Source organism: Echinimonas agarilytica (assembly GCF_023703465.1).
In the GTDB taxonomy this organism is placed as follows: domain Bacteria; phylum Pseudomonadota; class Gammaproteobacteria; order Enterobacterales; family Neiellaceae; genus Echinimonas; species Echinimonas agarilytica.
In genome coordinates, this window is sequence record NZ_JAMQGP010000004.1 from 306370 (window position 1) to 328127 (window position 21758).

The following is a 21758-nucleotide window of genomic DNA, read 5'->3' on the forward strand; positions in this document are numbered from 1 at the left end:
TTCACATCAAGCAGCAACCGCTTGAACAGTGCCCACAATGGCAACCAATCCTAAGAAAAATCGACGTGCCATTGGGCGCATTTTAATCAAACGACAAACCGTCCAATATAATAACGTACCTAACCCAGCAGCAATCATGCTGGAGATAATAATTGACGAAAAGAATTCACTCATGTGACCTCCTAAAACCAACCAAAGGCTCATCAAGTACCCAATGTGCTCAGCAAGCCGATGAACAAAGATTAACCAAACCCGCATGTTTTTTGGGAATAAGCGTTATTCCAATCACGGTAAAACGAGTCACTCAATTTCGAATCAATAAGCGCCGTTCCCTCGTTCTTACAGTGTTTGCAATGATATGATTGCGAGTTCCTAATACAATTGCATTAAAGTTATGACCACCACACCCACACCCCATGTTTCAATTGGCCTGATTAACCCAAAAAGCGCGACCAATGTCGGTGCCGTTATGCGGGCTTCAGGTTGCTACCAAGTCAACTCCGTTCGCTACACTGGCGAGCGCTACGAACGTGCTGCGAAATACCATACCGACACGCATAACGCTCGCCTAGCCATCCCGTTGACCGGCATGAAAGATATTCTGGAAGATTTACCACAAGGCATGCAGGTGGTGTGCGTGGATCTCATTGAAGGGGCGACGCCCTTACCCCATTTCGAGCACCCAGCATCGGCACTTTACGTATTTGGACCTGAAGACGGCACGATTAGCCAAGAGTTGCTCGATCGCGCCGATCATGCCGTGTATGTACCCACCGTTGGATGCATGAACTTAGCAGCCTCGGTCAATGTAGTGCTGTACGATCGACTGGCAAAGTCAGATTTATCGAATGCAACGGATGAACTAGTCAAATCGAGCCGAGATATTAATAACAATGTGAAAGTGAAATTGGCTGATGAAAAAAACCGATAAGAAACTAGATCACCAAATTCGCGCTCGCCTAACCGATGTGTGTGAGCAAGCGCTTGAAACCGTTGACGGCTTTGAATGGCTCACTCACACCGTCAACTATGCAAACGTGTCATCAAGCCTGAACATCATTTGCGTATTTACCACTGAAGAGCAGTGCCATCACGCTTCGAACAGCTTGGCTGGTCAGCAGTTGGTACTAAACATTATCGACGAATTAACAACGCTTAATATTCAGTTAAAAAAGCCAAACCAACAGATTCAATTTGACTCCGAACAAGCATGTGAAAATCAATCAAATGGCAATTGGGCGAAACACCTTCAGTAATGCCTCGGCTATCATCTAGTGGAATGGAATCCTGCCGTTTATTCAGTTTCAATTTCAGCAGCCACCACACTGATTTCAACCAAAAGTGCTTCTCGCGCCATATCAGCTGTAACACACGCTCGAACCGGCGCGAACCCGTCTGGCACCCATGCTTCCCATACCGCATTCATTGCAGCAAAGTCTTTCATATCTTTGATGTAAATAGTGGCCGATAGCATATGCTCTTTGTCACTTCCGGCTTTGACCAAAAAAGCTTCGACTTTGTCCAGCATGGTTTGTGTCTGATGCTCAATACCTTGTGTCGCATCTGCACACACTTGCCCACACAAATACACCACGCCGTTGTGCTTTACGATGCGGCTCATTCGAGCCCCAGTTTCAATGCGTTCGATTGTCATTATTCTCTCCTGAAATAAAGCCTCTACAGTGCTCTTAATAATTCTCAATGGCGGCGGAGTGTAACCCATCAAAACGACAGACAACACCTTGACGTGTGATTCGATACAATGCGCTGCGAGTGGTTTATAATGCCCTAGGGCTGAGTCCAATGAGAGTTCCCCGTCACTATCACTCAAACACTCGCGGAGTTGCTGCAATGAATCGCAAAAAGAAGATTAATGAGACACTTAAAAAGAAGCTCAAAAAACAAAATGCGAAGCTGCATAAAAGCAATAAACCGCGTTATATATCAAAAGCTGAACGCGAAAAATTAGCACTCGAAGCCGAACAAGATCAGCAAACGCCAACAGATTCTGTGGAACATGAGTAACGGACTTCCCTCTAAACCGCTGATCGCAGTCTCTCCGTCCGAACCTTCACCAGCCGATGATGCACAACGCAGTCAGTCAGCAGCACCATCAAACGCGCCAAAGCAAGGGCGGTTGCATCGCAACTTTTATCGCCGTGGCCCTGATTACCGAAATGGCGACAATGTCAATTTCTTAGACATTAAACATCAATTTAGTTTGGGTGGTCTTGAAGTGGGACGTTGGGTCACCAAAAGTGAGAAACAAATTGCTGCCAACGTGGTTTTCGATGCACTTGCCGACTTAGCCTTTTTACTCAATATCCCACCCACTGCATTGGGCCTCAGAGGCGCATTAAAATTAGCTTTCGGTACTGGAGGGCAACGAGCTGTTCAGGCCCACTATGCACCTGTGACGCAAACTCTCGCTTTGGCTAAAAACGCAGGTGCTGGCGCTTTAGCCCATGAATGGTGGCATGCATTTGATCACCATATGGCAACCAAGTTGTTCGAGCATCCTCCTATCTCCCCCGTCAGCTTTGCCAGTACACGTTGGCTTAATGATGATGCAATTCGCCCACATCCGCTTAATCACCAACTCAGCGCAGTATTCGCTGAAGTGTTGTTAGACAATGATGGCCATGAAATGAATGACTTTGTGAAACGGTCTATTGCGCTCGATCGTCAAACCAAGCGTCGCTATTACAGCATTCCCACAGAAATGATGGCACGCGCGTTCGAGGCTTGGGTGCAAAGCCAGCACACGGTTAAAAATGAATACTTAGTCAGTGGAACCAAGCAGAGTGATTTAGCCAAAGCAGGAGGCTACCCTCAGCCGGAGCATCTGCAACGCATGTCCGAACCGATGACACGTTACTTTGCCCAATTAGGCCAAGCGATTGGTTAATCAGCTTCGGGCTTATGAGTTCGATTCGCCCATATACTTTCGCCACTGTGTGGCGGCTTATTTTTGGCAGGTGACTTGGCTGATCTGCGGGCAGAAGATCCTTTGGGTTTTCGCCCCAGAACTAAATCTAAATATAGCTGTTCAACTTTTTCACGAGCCCAAGGTGTTTTACGCAGAAACTTAAGGCTGGACGCTATGCTCGGATCTTTAGTGAAACAGTTTATCTTAATCCGTTCACCAAGGCGCTCAAAGCCATAATGTTCGACTAGCTTAGTCACTACATCTTTAAGCGTGACGCCATGCATGGGGTCTGCACTTGCGCCATTATTTTGTGAACGATTATCAGACGGGCTCATGTCGAACTAAGCCTCCGATGAAGGTGCTTTCGCTTCGTCAGGTTTAGGGTCGGTTTTTTTCACGCGAATGACGCTGCCCGCAACATCTTTACCATTTAGGTTTTTGATGGCCGCTTTTGCATCACCCGGTTTTGGCATTTCCACAAAACCAAAGCCTTTGGATACACCTGAATTTTTATCCATGACCAAATTGCATGACTGAACATGACCAAACTCAGAAAATAAGGCGTGGATCTCTTCTTCGGTCGTGGTACGAGCAAGGTTGCGAATGAGTAATTTCATGGTGTCACCGTATGGATTAGGGGGCGCTATCATACAAGGTTCAGCAAGCGATAGATAACTTCATTACAGTTAGGTGCAGATATTTATGCGCGTTTAAAGAAAAATTAAATTTACTACAAAGAGTTAGGCTAAGATACAAAACACCCTTGGTGCTAAGCGTGTGCTCAACGAACCGTCAACAAACAAGTAGAGCGCTTTTTCAGTAAAGCCTTCTGGAGTCATTATATCAACCAGCACGGCCAACGGATTTATACGCTGTGCCCTAAGTGTATATTCCTCTCTTCGATGCATTCGTAAGAGCCCATTTCAAACACTCTGCAATTGAGCGGACGGTTCTCGTAAATCGTGCACATAAGCGTATCTCGATCGAGCGCTACACACCACCCGTCTTCTGACTGAGCCATCACTTCCCCGCCCCATTCATCAATCTCGATATAGTGCTGAGGAACGCCCGTATCCGTCAAAATAATTACTTCAAGGCGGCAACAACACGCTTCACAGTTCGAGCATGTGATTTCAGGCTCATCGTGAATGTGTTTCACATCGATTTTCATAATCGCGGCCATTCGCAGGGGAATTTCAAATGAGTTACGCGAGAGATCTTAGTCATCTTCACAGTTAAAGCTTTCAACGATTTATCAATACTATAACCAAGGGGTAAGAGAAACGCACCGGAATCAACGTTGCTTTGAGTTAAAAGAGGCAGGCGGAGAAAAGGACGAGTCAAAGCAAAAGGTATTTTATAACGCCAGAAAACTAAAAAGCACCCGAAGGTGCTTTTTGTCGCTCATGCCATTTGGCAAATGAGTGCGCTTTCGATTTAAGGATATAACCGTAACTGGGAGTTACTGAATCACTTCGAAAACGACCTAGTTAAGTATGACTTAAACAGGTGTTACGTTAGTAGCACAAGGACCTTTTTGGCCTTGACCTACTTCAAACTCAACCGCTTGGCCATCGTTCAACGTAGCGTAACCGCCGCCGTTTTTGATTTCAGAGTGGTGAACGAACAAATCTTTGCCGCCGTCTTCAGGAGTGATAAAGCCGTAACCTTTGTCTGCATTAAACCACTTAACTGTACCTTTACTCATTTTCTGTCTTTCCTATCTGTATTCAATATTGATGGTATTGTTTAACACCTTAAAACAAGGCGCTAAATTTAAACCTCACTGTCCTCGCGTAGCGCCTGCATTTGCAGCCAGCGGTTTCACGAATCCGACGCCCGAAGAGAGTGAAAATTAAAACACTTCCTAAATGGCACGGCATCAAGATAGCACGAAGATTGCGGTTTTACCTCCCAATTTCGCATCTCAACCAAATTAGTTGGCGTATCAAGAGTCATTATTCTTCTTGTTTGCGCATTAATTACAGTCTTGTGACACAACATAGGGGGCTAGACGGCGGCAAAAACAACAAATAAAATCAATATAATCATATAGATACATTGCATGCAAAGCATCCGTTACATACTTTAAAAAACGCATTTTAAAAATGCAGGTCGAGAAAAAGGTCAAATAAATTTTTTTATAAAAAAATGACTTCGGATCACTTTACCGCTTGTATCGCATACCCGTCACTAAAAATAGGTCTGGCCCCGTAAAATTATCCGCACAATTCACCAACCCAGCTCCCTATTTTAATTAGCTTTGGTACACTCTGAGCGATTCCCAATCAAACCACAGTGATCGCCATGAATTATATGTCTCTTGATGACTTAAAAAACGCTTGGATTTTCAGACACAATAGCCTCCCTATCGAGGCGTCTGACCGTGCCGCCATCAAGCCTTTTACCGAACCAAGAGCCAATCAACTCTGGGATACTTTTGTCAGCAAACAAGTGGATCACCCCGACTTTTTTAAGCAAGGCGACTGGGCTTTCAACAACAACACATGGAAAGACAGTGACAACTGGGAGTCAACTTGGGACAGTGACGACCCCGCCCTTCCAGAACTGATTCAAGAACATTTAAATTGGGACATAAATACCGTGGTGTACTACTGCGTGAATCGAAAATATGTGATTGAGTGTCGTTGGGAAGTGTTTCAGCGCTGCTGGAAAAACTTCTTATTCATGGACGACGGCGCTTTGTTAATTGGTAAAAGACGTGACGAAGTGGTGCAGTTTAGTTCAGATGGCACTTTCAAAATTGGCCAAAAAGGCAGATAACATAAGCATTTGGGTCGCGTTTGCTTAAGGCACCCTGTATGCCCATCGTTAAGCTTTACGCCAAGGTGGGTTTAAGCGGTTGTCGCCAGCCCAGTACAACTTGATTTTGTTCCCTGAGGGATCATGCAACATAGCTTCGCGCCACAAATAACGCTGATCCGTTGGCATCTGATCAAACTCTATTCCTTGGCGCTTTAACTCATTCACCCAATCATCTAATTTGGGGTGTTCAAAATAAATAACCACCCCTTGATGCGTTAGGTTCGGCTCTAGTGCTAGCGAGAATGTGGACTCTCCCATCGGACATTCAAAACGAGCATAATGCGGTGTATCCACAATCAGATTAAACCCCATTTTTTCATAAAAATCAGTCGCCGCCTTCATATCCCGGACAGGTAATGTCACTTGATTCAGGTTCATTTTTCTTCGCTTCTAAGTGGTCACAGTCAGTTCAGCATACCGCCAGATTCAAGTCCGTCGCCAGCAATCACAAGATTGCGTATTTGATTCAGGTCTTGTTAAGACTTCCATGTTGATAATGAGCATGCCCCTATTGCGCACTGACGACAGGTAAAATGAATGAACTCCAATACTCCAGCAACCGACAAATTTCATCTATCGATTTTCTTTGTTGGCGCTGCACTGTTAGTGGGGTGCACATCTGATCACAAGCAAACTCCGCAACAGCCGCCTTTACTTGTAAAGACCCAAGCAGTCGAACACATAAAGTACCAAGCGTCCAACCAATTTATTGGCCGGATTGAGTCATATGATGACGTGATGATCAGCGCTCAAGTCAATGGTTACTTACACCATCAGCACTTTACAGACGGTCAGCTTGTAGAAAAAGAACAACTTCTCTATGAAGTCGACGATGTTCGTTACAAAGCTGCGGTGTCAGCTGCCAAAGCGAACATATCGCAAGCGAAAGCAAACTTAGCCAATGCTGAAATTAATTGGAAACGCGGTACATCGTTGCTCGAAACCAATGCCATTAGCCATGCAGAATACGATGCACTGACAGCTCAACGTTTATCGGCCAAAGCCCAGCTAGAAGCTGCAAATGCAGAACTGCAAGTAGCCGAAGTCGACCTCGCTCATACGAAAATTAAAGCCCCATTCAGTGGCCGTATAGGGCGGAGCAATGTGTCACCAGGTGACTTAGTGACCGCAGGAAACGGCGCGCTAACGACTTTGGTCAGTCTCGACCCCATTCGAGCAAGCTTCAACATTAGTGAACATGAACGGCTGAGTTTAGGAATAGATAAAGCACAACACTCAGATAAAGACGCAACATCGGTCTCGCTCAATTTGGGCAATCAAACGCACTACGATGAACAAGGTTTCATCGATTTTGTGGGCAACCGAATTGATATTCAAACCGGCACATTGAGCTTAAGTGCTCAATTTCCGAATACCACCCACGAACTACTACCGGGGCAATTTATTGAGGTTGTGGTCACCGCAAGTGACGCGAAAATGACTCATGTTGTGCCTCGACGCGCTATACAAAGTGATTTAGAAGGGGAGTATGTGCTGAGCGTCAATTCACAGAAATTGATCGAGCGGCACAACGTCTCGCTTGGCCCCGTGGTAGCGGAAGGTGCTGTGATATTGGCCGGATTAGAGGGCCATGAAGCCATCATTGTGTCGGGCTTGCAACGCGCTCGTCCGGGCTTTACTGCGAACGTTATTGAACACTCAACCGCAGCGTTGTAGGGGCCGATATGTTAAGTCGTTTTTTTATTCAACGCCCGAAATTTGCATTAGTCATCTCCATATTATTGAGCTTGGCGGGCAGCATTGCGCTGTTGGTGTTGCCAGTTGCTCAGTATCCTCAAATTAGCCCTCCGTCGGTGAGTGTTTCTGGGAGCTACTCGGGGGCCAGTGCAGAAACCGTTGAAGAAGCAGTTGGCGAAGTCATTGAAGCGTCCGTGAATGGCGTTGAAAACATGCTCTACATGAGCTCTAAAAGCTCAAATGACGGTTCCTACACCTTAACCGTCACGTTCGAGTTGGGAACAGATCCCGACATGGCACAAATTAATGTGCAAAATAGAGTGACTCAAATTGAGTCGAAGCTTCCTGCTGAAGTCCGGCAAGTGGGCGTGACCGTGCGCAAACAGTCACCGGACTTACTCATGGTTCTGAATTTCTATTCACCCAATGGCGAATACGATGACGGCCTCATCAACAACTATGTAAAGCTCAATGTTGAGGATCAACTTGCTCGAGTCAAAGGCATTAGTGAAGCGCGTATTATTAGCGCCGCGGAATATGCCATGCGGGTTTGGGTAAACCCTCAAAAATTGGCAAACCTAGGCCTGACCACCAACGACATTCGAGGAGCCTTGCAAGAGCAGAATGCGCAAGTTGCGGTAGGCTCAATTGGCGCACCTCCTAATGCCGATACTAACGATGTTGAATTCAATCTCATTACTAAAGGACGGTTGGAAACCGAGGAGGATTTTGAAAACATTGTGTTATTGGCGAACCCCGATGGTTCAACCGTTTATCTCAAAGATGTAGCTCGTATAGAATTAGGCAAACGCGGCTACATGGCCTATGCCGAATACCGCGGACAACCGTCTGTGGCAGTGGTAATGTCACTGCAAACCGGTGCCAATGCACTTGAAAGTGGCCAAGCCACAATGGCGCTACTAGAGAATCTATCGTCTGAATTTCCTGAACATTTACAATACGATGTAGTCTACGACACCACTTTATTCATTGATGAGTCCATCCGAAATGTTATCAAAACACTGATTGAAGCAATTTTGTTGGTGATCGCTGTCACCTATCTATTTTTAGGCAGTTTACGGGCCACTCTGGTACCTGTAATCGCAATTCCAGTGTCACTCATTGGTACCTTTGCCATCATGCTGGCCACTGGATTTACCATCAATACCATTACCTTATTCGGCTTAATTTTAGCCATTGGTATCGTGGTTGACGATGCCATTTTAGTGATTGAAAACGTCGATGTAAAAATGGTCGAAGATCCAGCTATCTCGCCACGGTTAGCCACACTTAGGGCCATGAAAGAAGTCACAGGCCCAATTATATCGTCCACCTTGGTGTTGCTCGCAGTTTTCCTACCAGTTGCGCTGCTCCCTGGGATCACTGGCGTTATGTACCGGCAATTTGCCATTACCATTTGTATTTCTGTGGTGATCTCATCGATTAACGCCCTCACCTTGTCACCCGCTATTTGCTCGTTAGTACTTAAACAAGGCGAGGAACAGCACGCAGGTTGGTTTAATCGCTTTAACCAAGGCCTAGCGAAAGTCACCGAGCAATACGGCAAAGCTGCAGGCTATTTGGTGCGCAAAAGCTCAATTCTACTGTTGTTCTTTGGCCTCGCAATGGGCTGTGTGTATTGGCTTAACGCCAATACGTCCACCGCGTTTGTGCCACAAGAAGACCAAGGCGTATTACTGGTAAATGTACAATTACCCGACTCAGCCTCCCTCAATCGCACGGGTGACGTCAATCAGGCAGTTGAAGCCATTGTGTTGAAAGAGCCGGGGGTAGAGGCCGTTGGCGCAATTACTGGTTATGGACTTTTGGCAGGCTCGATTCAGTCGAACGCTGGCACCATGTTCATTAAGCTCAAACATTGGAACGAGCGCAACAACATGGACGGCGAACATAGCGCCGACGCTATCGCAAATCGCATCAATAAAGCTGCATTTATGGGTATTCAAGATGCCATGGTGTATTCGTTTGGACCTCCTGCAGTTCCCGGCATGGGAACCGCTTCAGGGTTTGAATTTGTACTGCAAGATACCTTGGGACGTTCACGCAGCGGCTTGGCCGAAACCATGCAGGAATTTGCTCAGCGCGCCAATGAAGCGCCAGAAATAACTGGAGCCTTTTCCACTTTTCGTGCCGATGTACCTCATTTTTTTGTGGATATCGATCGTAAAAAAGCCAAACAGCTCGGCATTCCACTGGGTGACATTTTCGCCACATTGCAAGGCAGTTTAGGCACAATGTATGTGAATGACTTTACGCTGTACGGCCGAAATTTCCGAGTGAATATTCAAGCCGAAGACGAGTATCGCGCAACCCTAGATAATTTGGGGCTATTTCATGTGCGCGCAGCAAACGGCGACATGGTAACGCTCGATACGCTAGTACAACTCGAACAAGTCTATGCCCCCGATGTTGCATGGCGCTACAACATGTATCGTTCAGCGGTACTCAGAGGTGAGCCGGCTACAGGCTATTCATCGGGTGATGCTCTGGCAGCAATGGAACGAATCGCCGCTGAGATTTTACCAAATGGTTATCAGTACGAATGGACGGGTCTGGCCTATCAAGAAAAAGAAGCCGGCAATCTTGCCATTTATGCGTTCGGGCTAGCGTTATTGTTCATCTATTTATTCATGGTGGCCCAGTACGAAAGTTGGACCATACCTTTAGCCATTATTCTGGTGGTCCCCGTTGCCACTCTGGGGTCATTTTTAGCGCTGCAAATCGCCGGACTACCGATGAACTTATATGCTCAGATCGGACTGGTGTTACTCATTGCTCTCGCGGCTAAAAATGCCATTTTGATTGTTGAATTCGCGCGTATTCAACGAGAAGAACGCAGTCAAAATATTGATGATTCTGCGGTTCGAGGTGGAAAATTGCGGTTTCGAGCGGTGAACATGACGTCATGGTCATTTATCTTTGGCATGATCCCATTAGTACTGGCAAGTGGTGCAGGCCATATGGGGCAGAACTCTCTCGGAATTTCATTGGTTGGAGGCTTGTTGTGCGTACTGCTCGTGGGGACCTTCTTCATTCCTGGTTTTTACGCCATGATTCAACGCCGACGCGAAATACATCATGGCGGCTCAACCAAGTTGATTGAAGTGATCGACCCCGAAGAACGCAAACAAGACTAACAACAAACGACAGGATCAATGAAAAGCCAGCTTTCGTGCTGGCTTTTTTATGTTGGCACCGCCATGATTGAACCTCAGTGTATTGTTGAACAGCAGCACACAGGGAATCGTCTCAGTCACCTCATATGAAGAGCAACAACTATGCATCTCGATAAGTCCAATAAACGAATCGCCAAACGTACCAGCAAAGGATTTCAAGGATACCCCCTGATCGCAGTTGCCTATTACGGCCCTGATGATCAAACAGCCACTAAGGTTGTTTTAGAATTCGTCGCAGAAGAAGGTGCTGCGCCGCAAATTGAGTCTTTTACAACAGGCTCAGACATTCGCAAAGATGAAGTTGTGCAAACCACTATTTTGAAAATCATCGAGCGCGCTCAAGCCAAAACCGTCACCCAAACGGACTCTGTGGTGGGTTGCCCACACCAAGAGGGCGTAGACTTTATGGCCGGAGGCGATTGTCCGTTCTGTACCTTCTGGCAAGGTAAACCGCGCTACACCGGCGAATCTTAAGAGTAGTAGCGAAGCCGTATTGGTTGCAATGCGGCTTCGTAATGCTAGTGCACATCTCCCACGTCTTCGCACAACTGCTTGAGCCAACGCGACAATTTAATCATCTCAGCTTGTTTCTGCCGACTTTTCTTATAGGTGAAATGAAAACTATCGCCGGTTTCAAACACATGAGATGGAATACGTTTGAAGCCAAATTCACGGTCGGACTCAGACAGCTGATAATCATTAATTAATGTGATGCCTTGATCATAGCGAGCCGCTTCTATGGTGAGCAACACATGACTAAAATGTTGCATATCCACTTCATTTGGAATGATGACATTTCCGGCTTTGCCCCAACGAATCCAATCTCCGCCCTTTTCCACAAAAATAGAATTTGCCGACAACAACGGATAGTTCCACATGGCCTCTGGCAACGGTAATCCTTCAATCTCACGCCATATTTTCTGGCTGCATACCGGGTATAACACTTCTTTGAATAGCAACTCAGACACAAAGTTTCGAGCCGGTGGTTGAACCGTAATGAAACAGTCACCTTCTTGGTCGGTTTGTGCCGGATCGCCCGCCACCATGTTCAAGGTCAAATCGATATCAGGATGCTGACGCCGCCAATCTTCAAGTTTAGGCACCAACCATTTCACCGCCAGTGAGCTATATACAGCCAATCGAATCTGGCCCTTAGTTCCTTCTCTCATCTGTTGGCTGGCTTTAGAAATTGAAGCCAATGCCGGACCAACTTCCTCTAAATAGTGTTCACCCAATTGAGTGAGCTCAAGAAGCCGCCCCTGTCGCATAAATAGCGCTTCACCTAGATATTCCTCAAGCAAACGAATCTGATGACTCACCGCACTTTGAGTCACATTCAGCTCATGCGCTGCGTTAGAAAAACTATTTAAACGGGCCACGGATTCAAAGTACTGAACCGCCCGAAGCGGAGGCAACTTAACCATCTAAATATCTCATACTGATTATATATATATCACTTAACCTCATCCTATTAGATCACTTATCATTCTTCAAACCGTAAATACAGAAGGAGGTTCTCATGAAAAAATTAACAGTTGGCTCTGCCATGGGGCTATTGATCCTCGGCAATGTAATTGCGGTATTTTCAGATGCGTTAATTAAAGTCGTTGCCAACGATGTCGCGGTATTTCAGTTTGTGTTTTTCAGGCAATTGGCAGCCGTTCTGATACTTATTCCATTTTGCCTCAGCATGAGCAAAAAAAGCTTATGGGAAGGTTTAAAATGGCATGTTTTGCGCGGCCATATTTGGCTTTTAGGTGCGGTATTCATGGTTGTTGCAATTGGTTCTATGCCATTAGCAACGGCTAACGCCATATTTTACGCGGCCCCTTTGATGATGCTGCCACTTGCGATGTTACTGTTTAAAGAAAAGCTCAGTAAAACTAGCTGTGCAGCAGCCGTATTGGGCTTTGCTGGAGTACTTGTGATCATCCGGCCATCGGAGCTTGATTGGGCAGCAATATCAGCGCTTGTGGTGGCGCTTACATTAGCTATGAACAACTTGCTGGTGCGTAAACTACCCACACACCAAACCGTACCACAAACACTCATGCTCACAAATTTAGTGGGAATTCCAGCTTCGGCTGCGCTCATGTTGTGGGAAGGGACACCTATGGATTGGAGTGTATTTCCAATGGCAGCGGGATCGAGTAGTTTTATTATGATTTACGCAGCAACGTGTGTGATTGCGTATCGGTCAATTGAAAGCAACAAAATTGCCAGCGCAGAATACAGTGGCCTATTAGGAGCCGTGGCTGTGGGTCTTATCATGTTCAACGAAGTACCAGACTGGTTCATGGTTGTTGGCACTGCATTGATCATTGTGCCCATGCTAATTATCGCCCGGCGAAAGTCAGACAAGGTTCACTCCGAATCTTAGTAAGTCTGCCAATATAAAAGCCGAAACTCGGATGTGTTTCGGCTTTTTCATAGGTCAGGGTTTGCGCCAAAAACCATCTGCTATTTCTTATTGTCGGACAGCAATTCGCTCACTTCCGCTTCAATCGAAAGATCCGATTCATCCAGCACTTGCTCCGACTTCGATGCCTCATCCACAGCTTCAATAGCCGAACGCTTCACCACTGCTTTCTGTAAAATAAGTGAGTTGGGGTATGTGATCAGCTCATTGCCACGCCGAATTAACACATGAAACATAGCAATCTCTTCGATCACACCACTAATATCATCATCTTTATCAACTACTTTGATCTTATCTCCCACTCGGTATGGAAACCCAAAGAAGATAATTAAACTCGCGGTAATGTTGCTCAAAATGGACCACTGAGCGAATAGCGCAACACCTAACACAGCAAAGATAGATGATAAAAATATCGAAACTTGAGAGTATTCAATCCCTAAAAAGCTCAATAAAACAATGGCATAAAATACCATCAACGCCAAACTTACAGTTTTAGTAATGTACTTAATTCGATAAGCGCTCACTGACTTTGCAGAACCCAACTTATCGATGGTCGATGTGGCGAAGCGCAAGCTGCTGTAAAGCGCGAGTAAAATTAAACCTACAATCAAAATACTCATCGAATCATATTCTCTTGGGGATGGATTGTGAGCCTTCCAGTGTAACAGCGAGCGTCGATATAAACCTAGCGACTGCCATGTGAGGCACCACTCAAGTAATCGATGACCTTAGCTGAACGACCTAGGGCGCCTACATGTATTTTAGGCAAAACCTCAGATCGCATTACACATATCACAAAAATTTTAATTTTAAAGGTTTTCACATTGCCTTAACAAACATCATATGTTTATATCCGTAATATGAATTCAATTCATCGTTTATCGAGATACACCCACGAAGGAACGACATGAAAAAGATATCGCTATTAGGCGGACTCGTTGCAGCAATCATGTGTGCTGCAACTTCGGTTAAAGCTGCTGAGCAGCCGAACATTATTCTTATTTTCTCAGATGATGCTGGTTTCGCAGATTTTGGGTTTCAAGGTAGTCAGTCAATCAAGACTCCAAATTTGGACACCCTTGCACAAAAGGGGGTTCGGTTTACTCAAGGTTACGTTAGTGACGCAACATGTGGTCCTTCACGCGCAGGCTTGATGACCGGACGTTATCAACAGCGTTTTGGTTACGAAGAAATTAATATTCCAGGATACATGAGCCCCGTGTCCGGCGTTAAAGGTGCAGAAATGGGTTTGCCGCTTGAGGAGACTACGCTGGCAGATGCATTGAAGAAACAAGGCTACAAAACCGCTGTATTTGGCAAATGGCATCTCGGTGATGCAGACCGTTTTCATCCCCTCAAACGCGGATTTGATGAGTTTTATGGCTTCAGAGGCGGCGACCGTAGCTACTTCGAGTACAACGATGAAAACAAATTAATGTCGATGGAAGCCAGCTTCGATAAGAAAACTGAACGCGGTTTCGGTCACTACGAAGAGCCTAAATCCTACCTAACCGATGTGTTGGCCGATGAAACCATCGACTTCATTAACCGCAACAAAGACAATCCTTTCTTCGTGTACCTTTCATTCAATGCGGTGCATACGCCAATGGAAGCACTGCCTGAAGATCTGGCCTTATTTCCCGAACTCACAGGCGAGCGCAAAACACTTGCAGCAATGACATGGGCAATGGACCGAGCCATTGGACGAGTGCTCGATAACCTCGAAGCGCACAATTTATCAAACAACACGCTCATCGTGTTTACCAATGATAATGGAGGGCCATCGGACAAAAATGGATCGAGCAACTACCCACTTGCCGGGACTAAATCGAACTTTTTAGAAGGCGGTATTCGTGTGCCATTTCTTATGACATGGCCCGACCAACTCAAGCCCGGTGAATACAACTACCCTGTCAGCACACTTGATTTAATGCCAACATTTTACCGCTCTGCCGGTGGCATCGAAATGCAGGAAAACTGGGACGGAGTTGACCTTATTCCGCACTTAACGGGCAAGAACTCAAACCGCCCTCATCAACTGATGTTCTGGAAGAAAGAAACTCGCGCCGTGATCCGCGATGGTGATTGGAAACTAGTGCGCCACCCAGATCGCCCAGCAGAATTATTCGACCTGAGCAAAGACGTTGGCGAGCAAAATGACTTAGCCGCGAAAGAACCTGAACGCGTCAAGCGTATGTTCAAACAATTATTCGAGTGGGAACTCACACTTGAGCGTCCACGCTGGTTGCTGAAGCGCAAATACGAGCACTATGACGTAAGCCGCATGGACAAATATCGCGTGCCGAAGCGGCTCGACTAACACTTTAATTCTCCATTTTGCCCTTCACTACATGAAGGGCTTTTTTGTTTTTATTCATCACAGGCTCAAAGCTCAACTGTACAAATATTAGACAGCTCTATTAAAGCTTCTACCCTTAAGGTTCTAAGTCAACTTGGAGGACTTCGATATGAACCTATTTAAGAGAGCGTTATGGATAACGGCAGCACTGCTACTCAGCTCATGTAGTTTAAGTGATTTATATTTATTTGATGATGAGAGTGAAGGCACTGCAGGTTTTACCCTTGCAGGTATTTATGATGACCAAACACCTATCACTGAAGATAACGGCATAGCGCCCAATGGCGCGCAAGTATCAACGTGCGACGAAACACGTTTACAAAACTTTTTAAGACGCAGCACCGCTGAAAGCCTCGCTCCCAATAACCCAGCCCTTGGCTCTATCTACGTCGATCTTGGCAGCCTCAAAGCGCGCTGCACCCACCAAGACTTAAACAGCTATTACATCGTTGACTTAATCTCTCCAGATTTAACAGGTAACAGCAAATGGTCGTCGATTGACAAAGTGAACTTTAAATATGCTTCAGAATTATCGAGTCACGGCAGCGTATTATTTGAACTGGTCGTGATTTATAACAATGGCACCGTGACCTACTCGCCGCAACCACCCACTAGACTGAGCTATTCGGTTCCGCCCCATTGGAACCAATACTCGGTAGACCTTGATCCAAGCAATGGCCCAATTGACGAAATTAGGTTTCGATTTTTCTATACCGTAAATAAAGCAGTGCCCCTGGTCGGCGATAATCACAATTCATCTCTAGGTATTTATATTGACGCAATTAGCGCCCATAAATCCATTTGATGAAGCGCTAAAAAGGGTATGTAAACATCCTCTCAAACCATCAATCCACTGCCGCCTACAATTTGTCGATGTAACCTTTTGGCGGCGGCGTCCAACCGCGCTCCGAATCAGAGTGCCCATCTAATCGATCACCTTCCATGCCCTCGTCCAGAGCCGCTTGCAGCTGTTTAAATATCTCACGGTAGCGCGCAAACGTCTCACCATTGACTTGCCCTTGCTGCCAGCTCTCATAAAGTTCTTGGTGATGAGATTGCTCAATTTCAACAAAACTTTGCGCAAGGTGCTGCGCCCTAAACGGGTGAATACCGCTCAGCGACAAGGCTTTTTCACCCGCTGCAAGTGCTGAATAATAGGTTTCGCTAATAATGACATCGGCCCCTGCTTGTTCAAGTTCATAGCTATGGCCGCGATCAAAGGCACGAGCCAAAATCTTGAGATGAGGATGAGCATGTTTAAGGTAAGTGACCAATTCCACAGCTTGAATCTTATTGTCGATGGCCACAACAAAAAGTGACGCTTCATCAATCCCTACAGTTTCTAGTAACTCAGGGCGTGTGGCATCGCCAAAGTAGCTTTTAATATTAATATTTCTGAGTAAATCCACCTGCCCAGCTTGAGCATCTAGCACCACTGTTGGAATGTCATTCGCCACCAGCAAGCGATTCACAATTTGCCCAAAACGTCCCACGCCCGCAATAATCACCTGACCCTGACTGTCTGGAACGTCTTGTTCAGCGGCATTCGATTGCTGCTGATATCGCGGCAAAATAAGGCGGTCATAAAGAATAAATAAGCCGGGTGTTAGAAACATAGACAACGCCACCACCAGCGACAGTATTTGCGCATACTCTGGGGGCAGCACATGATTTCCGACGGTAAAATTAATCAACACAAAACCAAACTCACCCGCTTGAGAGAGGCTCAATGCCAATAGCCAACCATCACTTGAGCGCACTTTAAATATCAGTGCCAACACAAATAAAATAGCGGCTTTAATCGAGATCACCGCAAGCGTAATCCCAATGACGATGGCAAACTCATCCACTAACACCGAAAATTGAATGCCCGCTCCTACGGTAATAAAAAATAGCCCAAGCAATAAACCTTTAAAGGGCTCGACGTTGGCTTCTAGCTCATGTCTGAAATCACTGTTTGCCAGCACCACTCCGGCCAAAAAAGTACCCAATGCGGGGGATAAACCAATCAAGCCCATTAAAGTCGCAACACCAATTACCAACATCAGGGCTGCCGCAGTAAACACCTCTCGAAGGCCTGATGCGGCGATAAAATGGAATAAGTGACGGCTTAAAAAGCGCCCAGAAGCAATGATGGCTGCAATCGCTCCCACCACCACGAGCGCATAATGCCAGCCGGTTAAATGCGCCACCAAACTCAAAGAATCGCCGTGCGAGTCTTGCGCGACTTGTTGGCTGGTTTCGAGCAGCTCAGGAATGGCCAATAACGGAATCACCGCCAACATCGGAATCACAGCAATATCTTGAAATAACAGTACCGAAAATGAGCTTCGTCCTCCGTCGGTTTTACTCAGCCCTTTTTCATTAAAGGTTTGCAACACGATGGCGGTTGATGACAAAGACAACAGTAAGCCAATCGCCACAGCAGTTTGCCAAGCAATCCCCCAATACAATGCGCAACCGCTGAATACCAGCGTAGAGAGCGTCACTTGTAACCCGCCCAACCCCAGCAGACGATGTTTCATTGCCCATAGCATTTTGGGCTCAAGTTCTAAGCCCACCAAGAACAACATCATGACCACGCCAAATTCAGCAAAATGCTGAATAGTTGCAGTTTCTTGTCCTACAAAACCAAGTACAGGCCCTATCACCACACCGGCAACCAAGTAACCCAACACCGAACCCAAGCCTAATCGTTTGGCGATAGGCACCGCGATCACCGCTGCGCATAAATACACAAATGCATGAAGTAAATAACCGGTCACGGGGTCACCTCCATGACATGATCACGGGCCAGTTTCAGCAAATCGTATTGCCGAAGCGCATCGAAATTAAAATCTGGCTTTGAGAATTCACCCAGCCAAAGCAGCCACTCCAGCACATGATCAGACAACTTTCCGTCCTCTTTCGCAGTACGAGCCCCAAATAAAGCATAGGGTGGTAAGTACGTCATGCCGGTGAGGTTTGCAGTTTGTTCTAACGGTTGCAGCAATTCGGGCAAGGTAAAGCGGTTCAGGCCACTTGCTTGATAAGCACTTTCGGCTCCGCCAGCACTCAACACGCAGATAAACTTTTTGCCCGTCAACTCACGTCCATCCGCGCCATAGGCAAATCCGTATTCCAGCACCAAATCTTGCCACTCTTTGAGAATGGCGGGTGTCGAGTACCAGTAAAGCGGAAACATAAAACAAATCACATCATGATCACGCAAACGCTGCTGTTCGAGGTCTATATCAATTCTAAAAGACGGGTATTCGGCGTATAAATCAACCGCCGTTACATGATTCACTTGGCACGATGCCTCGAATAAAGGGCGATTAATCTCAGAACGATGCGTTGAAGGGTGTGCGTACAAAATAAGAACTCGGTTCGACATACAAGGCTGGCCACGCTGAAAGAGTCATGCAATACCTTATACTGTAGGCGTATCCGCCCAATTATTCTAACAAGCTTCGCTGCCTTCAAAGAATAAACCACACTAAACAAAGGGTTATATGCGCAACCTGCCCCAATAACAGCAGCTCTTTAAGGCGACTCGAAACCAAACTTAGAATTGAAATAAGTGATCCTTCACACCAAAAGTAAACGTCATACCTTTATTAATGTGACACCTTTAACAAAATAACAACACTAAATTGATCAGACCCCATCCCTCTTCCATACTAGCCCCCAACAACGACTGAATACTCGCTGGAATAACAAGGGAGATTCAGAATAAAAACAACACGCACAACCACTTAGTGTTTACGGAAGAGAAATGCATATCACGGCAATTCACTCACTCAGTAAATTAGCATTGGCGGTCTCTTTATGCGCCGCTGGTCTTGCTGCCCCCGTTCAAGCAGACTCGCTTGCAGGTGCCTACCAAGAATCCATTATTGACCAAGACAAAGAATACTTTGTGAACTTGGTGAACGATGCGAGCCCAACAGTCATTACTGCGATACCAGGTGAAACTTGGACCGAGCAAACGGCTCGGGTACAAGCGGCAATTGATGCAGCATCGCAAGAGGTAAATGGAGGAGTCGTTCAGCTTGTTGGTGCGCAATTTCGCTTAGGTCATATTGAACTCAAAGATAACGTACGAGTTGAAGTCGACCCCAATGCCACCATCGATATGATGGAAAAAGTGCTGTTTGACATGGGCCGAGGAGCCAGTAATTTTTACTATCCTGAACGCCAACAGAATATCGAAGTGACTTCGATGGTGCAGGGTGAAAAGTTCACCATTAACGTCAACAAAACCGTTAAAAAAAGAAATGCTATCCCATTCCGTGTGGGCTACGTGTACAACTATGCACTGTCGCATTTCCATGTTGACGATTACTACACGATCTTCCCATCCGTTTTCATTGTTGCCGACAGTGACAACCGCAAAGAAGAAGGCAATTTAACCTACGATCGTACCTCGTTTAAGGGCGCAATTGTAAACGCCAGTTCCGATCAAGTGCACACAGGCTATGCTCTTGTGCAGCCCTTCAGCGGCAAACGCATTTACATGAAAGATTTAGATGCCGAAGGCGGCCTTACCATTCGCTTAGAGCCCGGCAGCGGAAAATCCAATGACTGGTTAAACCGAGCAGGTCAACAAGTCGGCACCATTGAAGAAATTCGCCTGATCAATATTCACAACTCGGACGGTATGGCTGCGCTTTTCCTCAAGTCACACCAAAAAATAATTTCGCAAGTTCACGCAACCAACATCACTGCGACCGACAGCGCCTTTGCTGTAATGTCGAATTCCAGCGACTCGAAAGTCTTTCAACGAGGGCGCTTTGAAGACATTAAAATCGACGGAGTCATTCGACTTGATCAAACCTATGACGAAACACGCGCAGATATAGGTCCATCATCTCAATATTACGTTGTGGATAGTCACCTAGAACAACTGCAAGCCTTGGCTGCGGCCGATCATGAAGCAGGTAACCGCAATAACACCAACCCTATTTATAGCGACTTACCACTGTCACCAACCGAAGACCGAGCACGCCGCGAAACCAAGCCCATGGCACCGGTGCTGATGGCTTCTTCCGATCGTGCAGAAAATGCAGGTTCTCGCTTCTTAGGGCGCTGGCAATACGACATTAGCCAAGCCGATATTCAGGCATCGCAATACTTACCACTTGAGCATGAAAACCTCGTGTTATACCGACAAGACGCTCGGTTGTTAAATGGCCGACCCGCAACTGATTGGGCAGAAGAAAAAGCATGGGATATGGACGGTGACGGTGTTCGAAATCGCTTTGAAGATGACTTCGATGGCGATGAAGTGCTCAACGAACACGATGCCTTCCCTTACGACAAAAACGAAACCATGGACTCAGACGACGACGGCTACGGCGATAATTCTGATGCATTCCCATTCGACCCATCAGAGTGGGCCGACCATGATGGCGACCTCGACGGCAATAACATTGATGACGATGACGACAACGATAACGTTGATGACACAACCGATGTATTTCCGTTCAACACTGCAGAATCCGTTGACACTGATGACGACTCGATTGGCAATAATACCGACACAGACGACGATCACGACGGTATTGACGACGCACTCGACCACTTACCTCTCGATGCTCGCGTTGGCATTTTGGGCGACTTAGACGGCGACAAAGATGTTGACTCGATGGACATCCGAGCGTTTAGCCACGCCCTTCGAGGCCATACGGAGCTGCACCCTGTATACGACTTAAATGGTGATCAACGCATCGATCGCCGAGACGTACGGGAACTCACCAAACTTTGTACTCGCAACCGCTGTGGAGTGAAATAATGAGTCATCATATTAATACTTGGGCGCCACTGGCACTCATTCTATGTTCATCATTCAGCGCAACTGCGTCTGTCATCAGCACTGAATTTGATCAAACTGATTATGCTGCAGGCGACAATGTCGCAATGGATGTCTTCGTGAACGCTGCGAACCCAGACATCATGTGGCTCGACTTTGACTTGGAATTCAATGATACCGAACTCTTATTTGAGCAGTTCGATTTCACGTCAGAGGTGATCAACAGCAGTTTCTACGCCGATGCATACGACTTCTTTGGAGCCGCTCCGCTGACCATTAGTGTTGAGTTTGCAGACAGTTGGGACAACGCACTCTCTCGCAGCTTTAAACTCGGTACCGCAAGCTTCTCTGCGCTGGCCAACACAATACCAAGCGCGAGTTTGGGCTACTTCTCAGCCGAAGATGCAAATGGCAACACCATTGAACAAACGCAAATCCCAGAACCACCAGCATGGGCACTTGTTGGCTTGTCGCTCATGATGCTTGGCGCTGCACGTAAAAAACATCCCCTGAAATAACAAAAACCATTGAGTCAT

Annotated in this window: 24 protein-coding genes; 13 read left to right on the forward strand and 11 right to left on the reverse strand. The window is 46.4% G+C overall.

Annotation, left to right across the window (positions count from 1 at the left end; genetic code table 11):
- Positions 1-6: 6 nt before the first annotated feature.
- The gene (locus tag NAF29_RS11420; protein WP_251261695.1) at positions 7-174 is read right to left on the reverse strand and encodes a hypothetical protein; all 168 of its coding nucleotides are present in this window, start codon (positions 172-174) and stop codon (positions 7-9) included.
- 220 nt (positions 175-394) lie between these two features.
- Between NAF29_RS11420 and NAF29_RS11425 the strand changes: the two genes are divergently transcribed.
- Together NAF29_RS11425 and NAF29_RS11430 are read left to right on the forward strand one after the other, a co-directional pair.
- Complete coding sequence (locus NAF29_RS11425) at positions 395-931, forward strand: RNA methyltransferase (RefSeq protein ID WP_251261696.1); 537 nt, start codon at positions 395-397, stop codon at positions 929-931.
- Positions 915-1256 (forward strand): Fis family transcriptional regulator, encoded by a 342-nt coding sequence (locus tag NAF29_RS11430; RefSeq protein ID WP_251261697.1) that lies wholly within the window; start codon positions 915-917, stop codon positions 1254-1256. The genes NAF29_RS11425 and NAF29_RS11430 overlap by 17 nt, the downstream gene beginning before the upstream one ends.
- Before the next feature lie 38 nt (positions 1257-1294).
- On the opposite strand, the gene NAF29_RS11435 is transcribed toward NAF29_RS11430, so the two are convergent.
- Complete coding sequence (locus NAF29_RS11435) at positions 1295-1654, reverse strand: RidA family protein (protein ID WP_251261698.1); 360 nt, start codon at positions 1652-1654, stop codon at positions 1295-1297.
- Between the two features lie 197 nt (positions 1655-1851).
- Between NAF29_RS11435 and NAF29_RS11440 the strand changes: the two genes are divergently transcribed.
- Together NAF29_RS11440 and NAF29_RS11445 are read left to right on the forward strand one after the other, a co-directional pair.
- On the forward strand, positions 1852-2025 hold the full coding sequence (locus NAF29_RS11440) for a DUF2986 domain-containing protein (RefSeq protein ID WP_251261699.1): 174 nt from the start codon (positions 1852-1854) through the stop codon (positions 2023-2025).
- Positions 2018-2908 carry a CLCA_X family protein gene (locus NAF29_RS11445; RefSeq protein ID WP_251261700.1) on the forward strand — a complete coding sequence of 297 codons (891 nt, stop codon included), beginning with the start codon at positions 2018-2020 and terminating at the stop codon, positions 2906-2908. The genes NAF29_RS11440 and NAF29_RS11445 overlap by 8 nt, the downstream gene beginning before the upstream one ends.
- Here the strand turns inward: NAF29_RS11445 and NAF29_RS11450 are convergent.
- The 4 genes from NAF29_RS11450 to NAF29_RS11465 form a co-directional block, all read right to left on the reverse strand.
- Positions 2905-3264 carry a VF530 family protein gene (locus NAF29_RS11450; protein ID WP_285817725.1) on the reverse strand — a complete coding sequence of 120 codons (360 nt, stop codon included), beginning with the start codon at positions 3262-3264 and terminating at the stop codon, positions 2905-2907. The genes NAF29_RS11445 and NAF29_RS11450 overlap by 4 nt on opposite strands.
- 6 nt (positions 3265-3270) lie before the next feature.
- Complete coding sequence (locus tag NAF29_RS11455; RefSeq protein ID WP_251261701.1) at positions 3271-3546, reverse strand: RNA recognition motif domain-containing protein; 276 nt, start codon at positions 3544-3546, stop codon at positions 3271-3273.
- 248 nt (positions 3547-3794) lie between these two features.
- Entirely contained in the window at positions 3795-4100 is a 306-nt protein-coding gene (locus tag NAF29_RS11460; RefSeq protein ID WP_251261702.1) for a YkgJ family cysteine cluster protein, read from the reverse strand.
- Positions 4101-4430: 330 nt separating this feature from the next.
- Positions 4431-4637, reverse strand: coding sequence for a cold-shock protein (locus NAF29_RS11465; RefSeq protein ID WP_251261703.1), 207 nt, complete (start codon positions 4635-4637; stop codon positions 4431-4433).
- 599 nt (positions 4638-5236) lie between these two features.
- Between NAF29_RS11465 and NAF29_RS11470 the strand changes: the two genes are divergently transcribed.
- Positions 5237-5713, forward strand: a complete 477-nt coding sequence (locus NAF29_RS11470; RefSeq protein WP_251261704.1) for a DUF2947 family protein — start codon at positions 5237-5239, stop codon at positions 5711-5713.
- 48 nt (positions 5714-5761) lie between these two features.
- Here the strand turns inward: NAF29_RS11470 and NAF29_RS11475 are convergent, their stop codons facing one another.
- Positions 5762-6133 (reverse strand): VOC family protein, encoded by a 372-nt coding sequence (locus tag NAF29_RS11475; RefSeq protein ID WP_251261705.1) that lies wholly within the window; start codon positions 6131-6133, stop codon positions 5762-5764.
- 159 nt (positions 6134-6292) lie between these two features.
- On the opposite strand from NAF29_RS11475, the gene NAF29_RS11480 reads away from it, so the two are divergent.
- From NAF29_RS11480 to NAF29_RS11490, 3 genes are all read left to right on the forward strand, one after another.
- Positions 6293-7432, forward strand: coding sequence for an efflux RND transporter periplasmic adaptor subunit (locus tag NAF29_RS11480; protein ID WP_251261706.1), 1140 nt, complete (start codon positions 6293-6295; stop codon positions 7430-7432).
- Between the two features lie 8 nt (positions 7433-7440).
- Positions 7441-10611, forward strand: coding sequence for an efflux RND transporter permease subunit (locus NAF29_RS11485; protein ID WP_251261707.1), 3171 nt, complete (start codon positions 7441-7443; stop codon positions 10609-10611).
- A gap of 141 nt (positions 10612-10752) precedes the next feature.
- Positions 10753-11124 carry a hypothetical protein gene (locus NAF29_RS11490; protein ID WP_349665572.1) on the forward strand — a complete coding sequence of 124 codons (372 nt, stop codon included), beginning with the start codon at positions 10753-10755 and terminating at the stop codon, positions 11122-11124.
- Positions 11125-11168: 44 nt separating this feature from the next.
- Here the strand turns inward: NAF29_RS11490 and NAF29_RS11495 are convergent, their stop codons facing one another.
- Positions 11169-12074, reverse strand: a complete 906-nt coding sequence (locus tag NAF29_RS11495; RefSeq protein ID WP_251261708.1) for a LysR family transcriptional regulator — start codon at positions 12072-12074, stop codon at positions 11169-11171.
- Between the two features lie 95 nt (positions 12075-12169).
- Between NAF29_RS11495 and NAF29_RS11500 the strand changes: the two genes are divergently transcribed.
- Complete coding sequence (locus NAF29_RS11500) at positions 12170-13030, forward strand: DMT family transporter (RefSeq protein ID WP_251261709.1); 861 nt, start codon at positions 12170-12172, stop codon at positions 13028-13030.
- An 80-nt stretch (positions 13031-13110) separates the two neighbouring features.
- Here the strand turns inward: NAF29_RS11500 and NAF29_RS11505 are convergent, their stop codons facing one another.
- Entirely contained in the window at positions 13111-13689 is a 579-nt protein-coding gene (locus NAF29_RS11505; protein WP_251261710.1) for a mechanosensitive ion channel domain-containing protein, read from the reverse strand.
- A gap of 287 nt (positions 13690-13976) precedes the next feature.
- Here NAF29_RS11505 and NAF29_RS11510 point away from each other — a divergent pair, with 287 nt between their 5' ends.
- Positions 13977-15389 carry a sulfatase gene (locus NAF29_RS11510; RefSeq protein ID WP_251261711.1) on the forward strand — a complete coding sequence of 471 codons (1413 nt, stop codon included), beginning with the start codon at positions 13977-13979 and terminating at the stop codon, positions 15387-15389.
- A gap of 148 nt (positions 15390-15537) precedes the next feature.
- A complete protein-coding gene (locus NAF29_RS11515) occupies positions 15538-16233 on the forward strand; it encodes a hypothetical protein (protein WP_251261712.1) in 696 nt (231 codons plus the stop codon).
- A gap of 55 nt (positions 16234-16288) precedes the next feature.
- Here NAF29_RS11515 and NAF29_RS11520 read toward each other — a convergent pair whose 3' ends face one another.
- Together NAF29_RS11520 and NAF29_RS11525 are read right to left on the reverse strand one after the other, a co-directional pair.
- A complete protein-coding gene (locus NAF29_RS11520; protein ID WP_251261713.1) occupies positions 16289-18193 on the reverse strand; it encodes a monovalent cation:proton antiporter-2 (CPA2) family protein in 1905 nt (634 codons plus the stop codon).
- Positions 18190-18804 carry an NAD(P)H-dependent oxidoreductase gene (locus tag NAF29_RS11525; protein WP_251261714.1) on the reverse strand — a complete coding sequence of 205 codons (615 nt, stop codon included), beginning with the start codon at positions 18802-18804 and terminating at the stop codon, positions 18190-18192. Before NAF29_RS11525 ends, NAF29_RS11520 begins: the two co-directional genes overlap by 4 nt.
- A 381-nt stretch (positions 18805-19185) precedes the next feature.
- Here NAF29_RS11525 and NAF29_RS11530 point away from each other — a divergent pair, with 381 nt between their 5' ends.
- Together NAF29_RS11530 and NAF29_RS11535 are read left to right on the forward strand one after the other, a co-directional pair.
- Entirely contained in the window at positions 19186-21204 is a 2019-nt protein-coding gene (locus tag NAF29_RS11530; protein ID WP_251261715.1) for a dockerin type I domain-containing protein, read from the forward strand.
- The gene (locus tag NAF29_RS11535; RefSeq protein ID WP_251261716.1) at positions 21204-21740 is read left to right on the forward strand and encodes a hypothetical protein; all 537 of its coding nucleotides are present in this window, start codon (positions 21204-21206) and stop codon (positions 21738-21740) included. Before NAF29_RS11530 ends, NAF29_RS11535 begins: the two co-directional genes overlap by 1 nt.
- The last annotated feature ends 18 nt before the right edge of the window (positions 21741-21758 follow it).

Coding starts and splice junctions, on each gene's coding strand:
- NAF29_RS11420 (WP_251261695.1), bottom strand. CDS start 174: ATGAGTGAATTCTTTTCGTCAATTATTATCTCCAGCATGATTGCTGCT.
- NAF29_RS11425 (WP_251261696.1), top strand. CDS start 395: ATGACCACCACACCCACACCCCATGTTTCAATTGGCCTGATTAACCCA.
- NAF29_RS11430 (WP_251261697.1), top strand. CDS start 915: ATGAAAAAAACCGATAAGAAACTAGATCACCAAATTCGCGCTCGCCTA.
- NAF29_RS11435 (WP_251261698.1), bottom strand. CDS start 1,654: ATGACAATCGAACGCATTGAAACTGGGGCTCGAATGAGCCGCATCGTA.
- NAF29_RS11440 (WP_251261699.1), top strand. CDS start 1,852: ATGAATCGCAAAAAGAAGATTAATGAGACACTTAAAAAGAAGCTCAAA.
- NAF29_RS11445 (WP_251261700.1), top strand. CDS start 2,018: ATGAGTAACGGACTTCCCTCTAAACCGCTGATCGCAGTCTCTCCGTCC.
- NAF29_RS11450 (WP_285817725.1), bottom strand. CDS start 3,264: ATGAGCCCGTCTGATAATCGTTCACAAAATAATGGCGCAAGTGCAGAC.
- NAF29_RS11455 (WP_251261701.1), bottom strand. CDS start 3,546: ATGAAATTACTCATTCGCAACCTTGCTCGTACCACGACCGAAGAAGAG.
- NAF29_RS11460 (WP_251261702.1), bottom strand. CDS start 4,100: ATGAAAATCGATGTGAAACACATTCACGATGAGCCTGAAATCACATGC.
- NAF29_RS11465 (WP_251261703.1), bottom strand. CDS start 4,637: ATGAGTAAAGGTACAGTTAAGTGGTTTAATGCAGACAAAGGTTACGGC.
- NAF29_RS11470 (WP_251261704.1), top strand. CDS start 5,237: ATGAATTATATGTCTCTTGATGACTTAAAAAACGCTTGGATTTTCAGA.
- NAF29_RS11475 (WP_251261705.1), bottom strand. CDS start 6,133: ATGAACCTGAATCAAGTGACATTACCTGTCCGGGATATGAAGGCGGCG.
- NAF29_RS11480 (WP_251261706.1), top strand. CDS start 6,293: ATGAACTCCAATACTCCAGCAACCGACAAATTTCATCTATCGATTTTC.
- NAF29_RS11485 (WP_251261707.1), top strand. CDS start 7,441: ATGTTAAGTCGTTTTTTTATTCAACGCCCGAAATTTGCATTAGTCATC.
- NAF29_RS11490 (WP_349665572.1), top strand. CDS start 10,753: ATGCATCTCGATAAGTCCAATAAACGAATCGCCAAACGTACCAGCAAA.
- NAF29_RS11495 (WP_251261708.1), bottom strand. CDS start 12,074: ATGGTTAAGTTGCCTCCGCTTCGGGCGGTTCAGTACTTTGAATCCGTG.
- NAF29_RS11500 (WP_251261709.1), top strand. CDS start 12,170: ATGAAAAAATTAACAGTTGGCTCTGCCATGGGGCTATTGATCCTCGGC.
- NAF29_RS11505 (WP_251261710.1), bottom strand. CDS start 13,689: ATGAGTATTTTGATTGTAGGTTTAATTTTACTCGCGCTTTACAGCAGC.
- NAF29_RS11510 (WP_251261711.1), top strand. CDS start 13,977: ATGAAAAAGATATCGCTATTAGGCGGACTCGTTGCAGCAATCATGTGT.
- NAF29_RS11515 (WP_251261712.1), top strand. CDS start 15,538: ATGAACCTATTTAAGAGAGCGTTATGGATAACGGCAGCACTGCTACTC.
- NAF29_RS11525 (WP_251261714.1), bottom strand. CDS start 18,804: ATGTCGAACCGAGTTCTTATTTTGTACGCACACCCTTCAACGCATCGT.
- NAF29_RS11530 (WP_251261715.1), top strand. CDS start 19,186: ATGCATATCACGGCAATTCACTCACTCAGTAAATTAGCATTGGCGGTC.
- NAF29_RS11535 (WP_251261716.1), top strand. CDS start 21,204: ATGAGTCATCATATTAATACTTGGGCGCCACTGGCACTCATTCTATGT.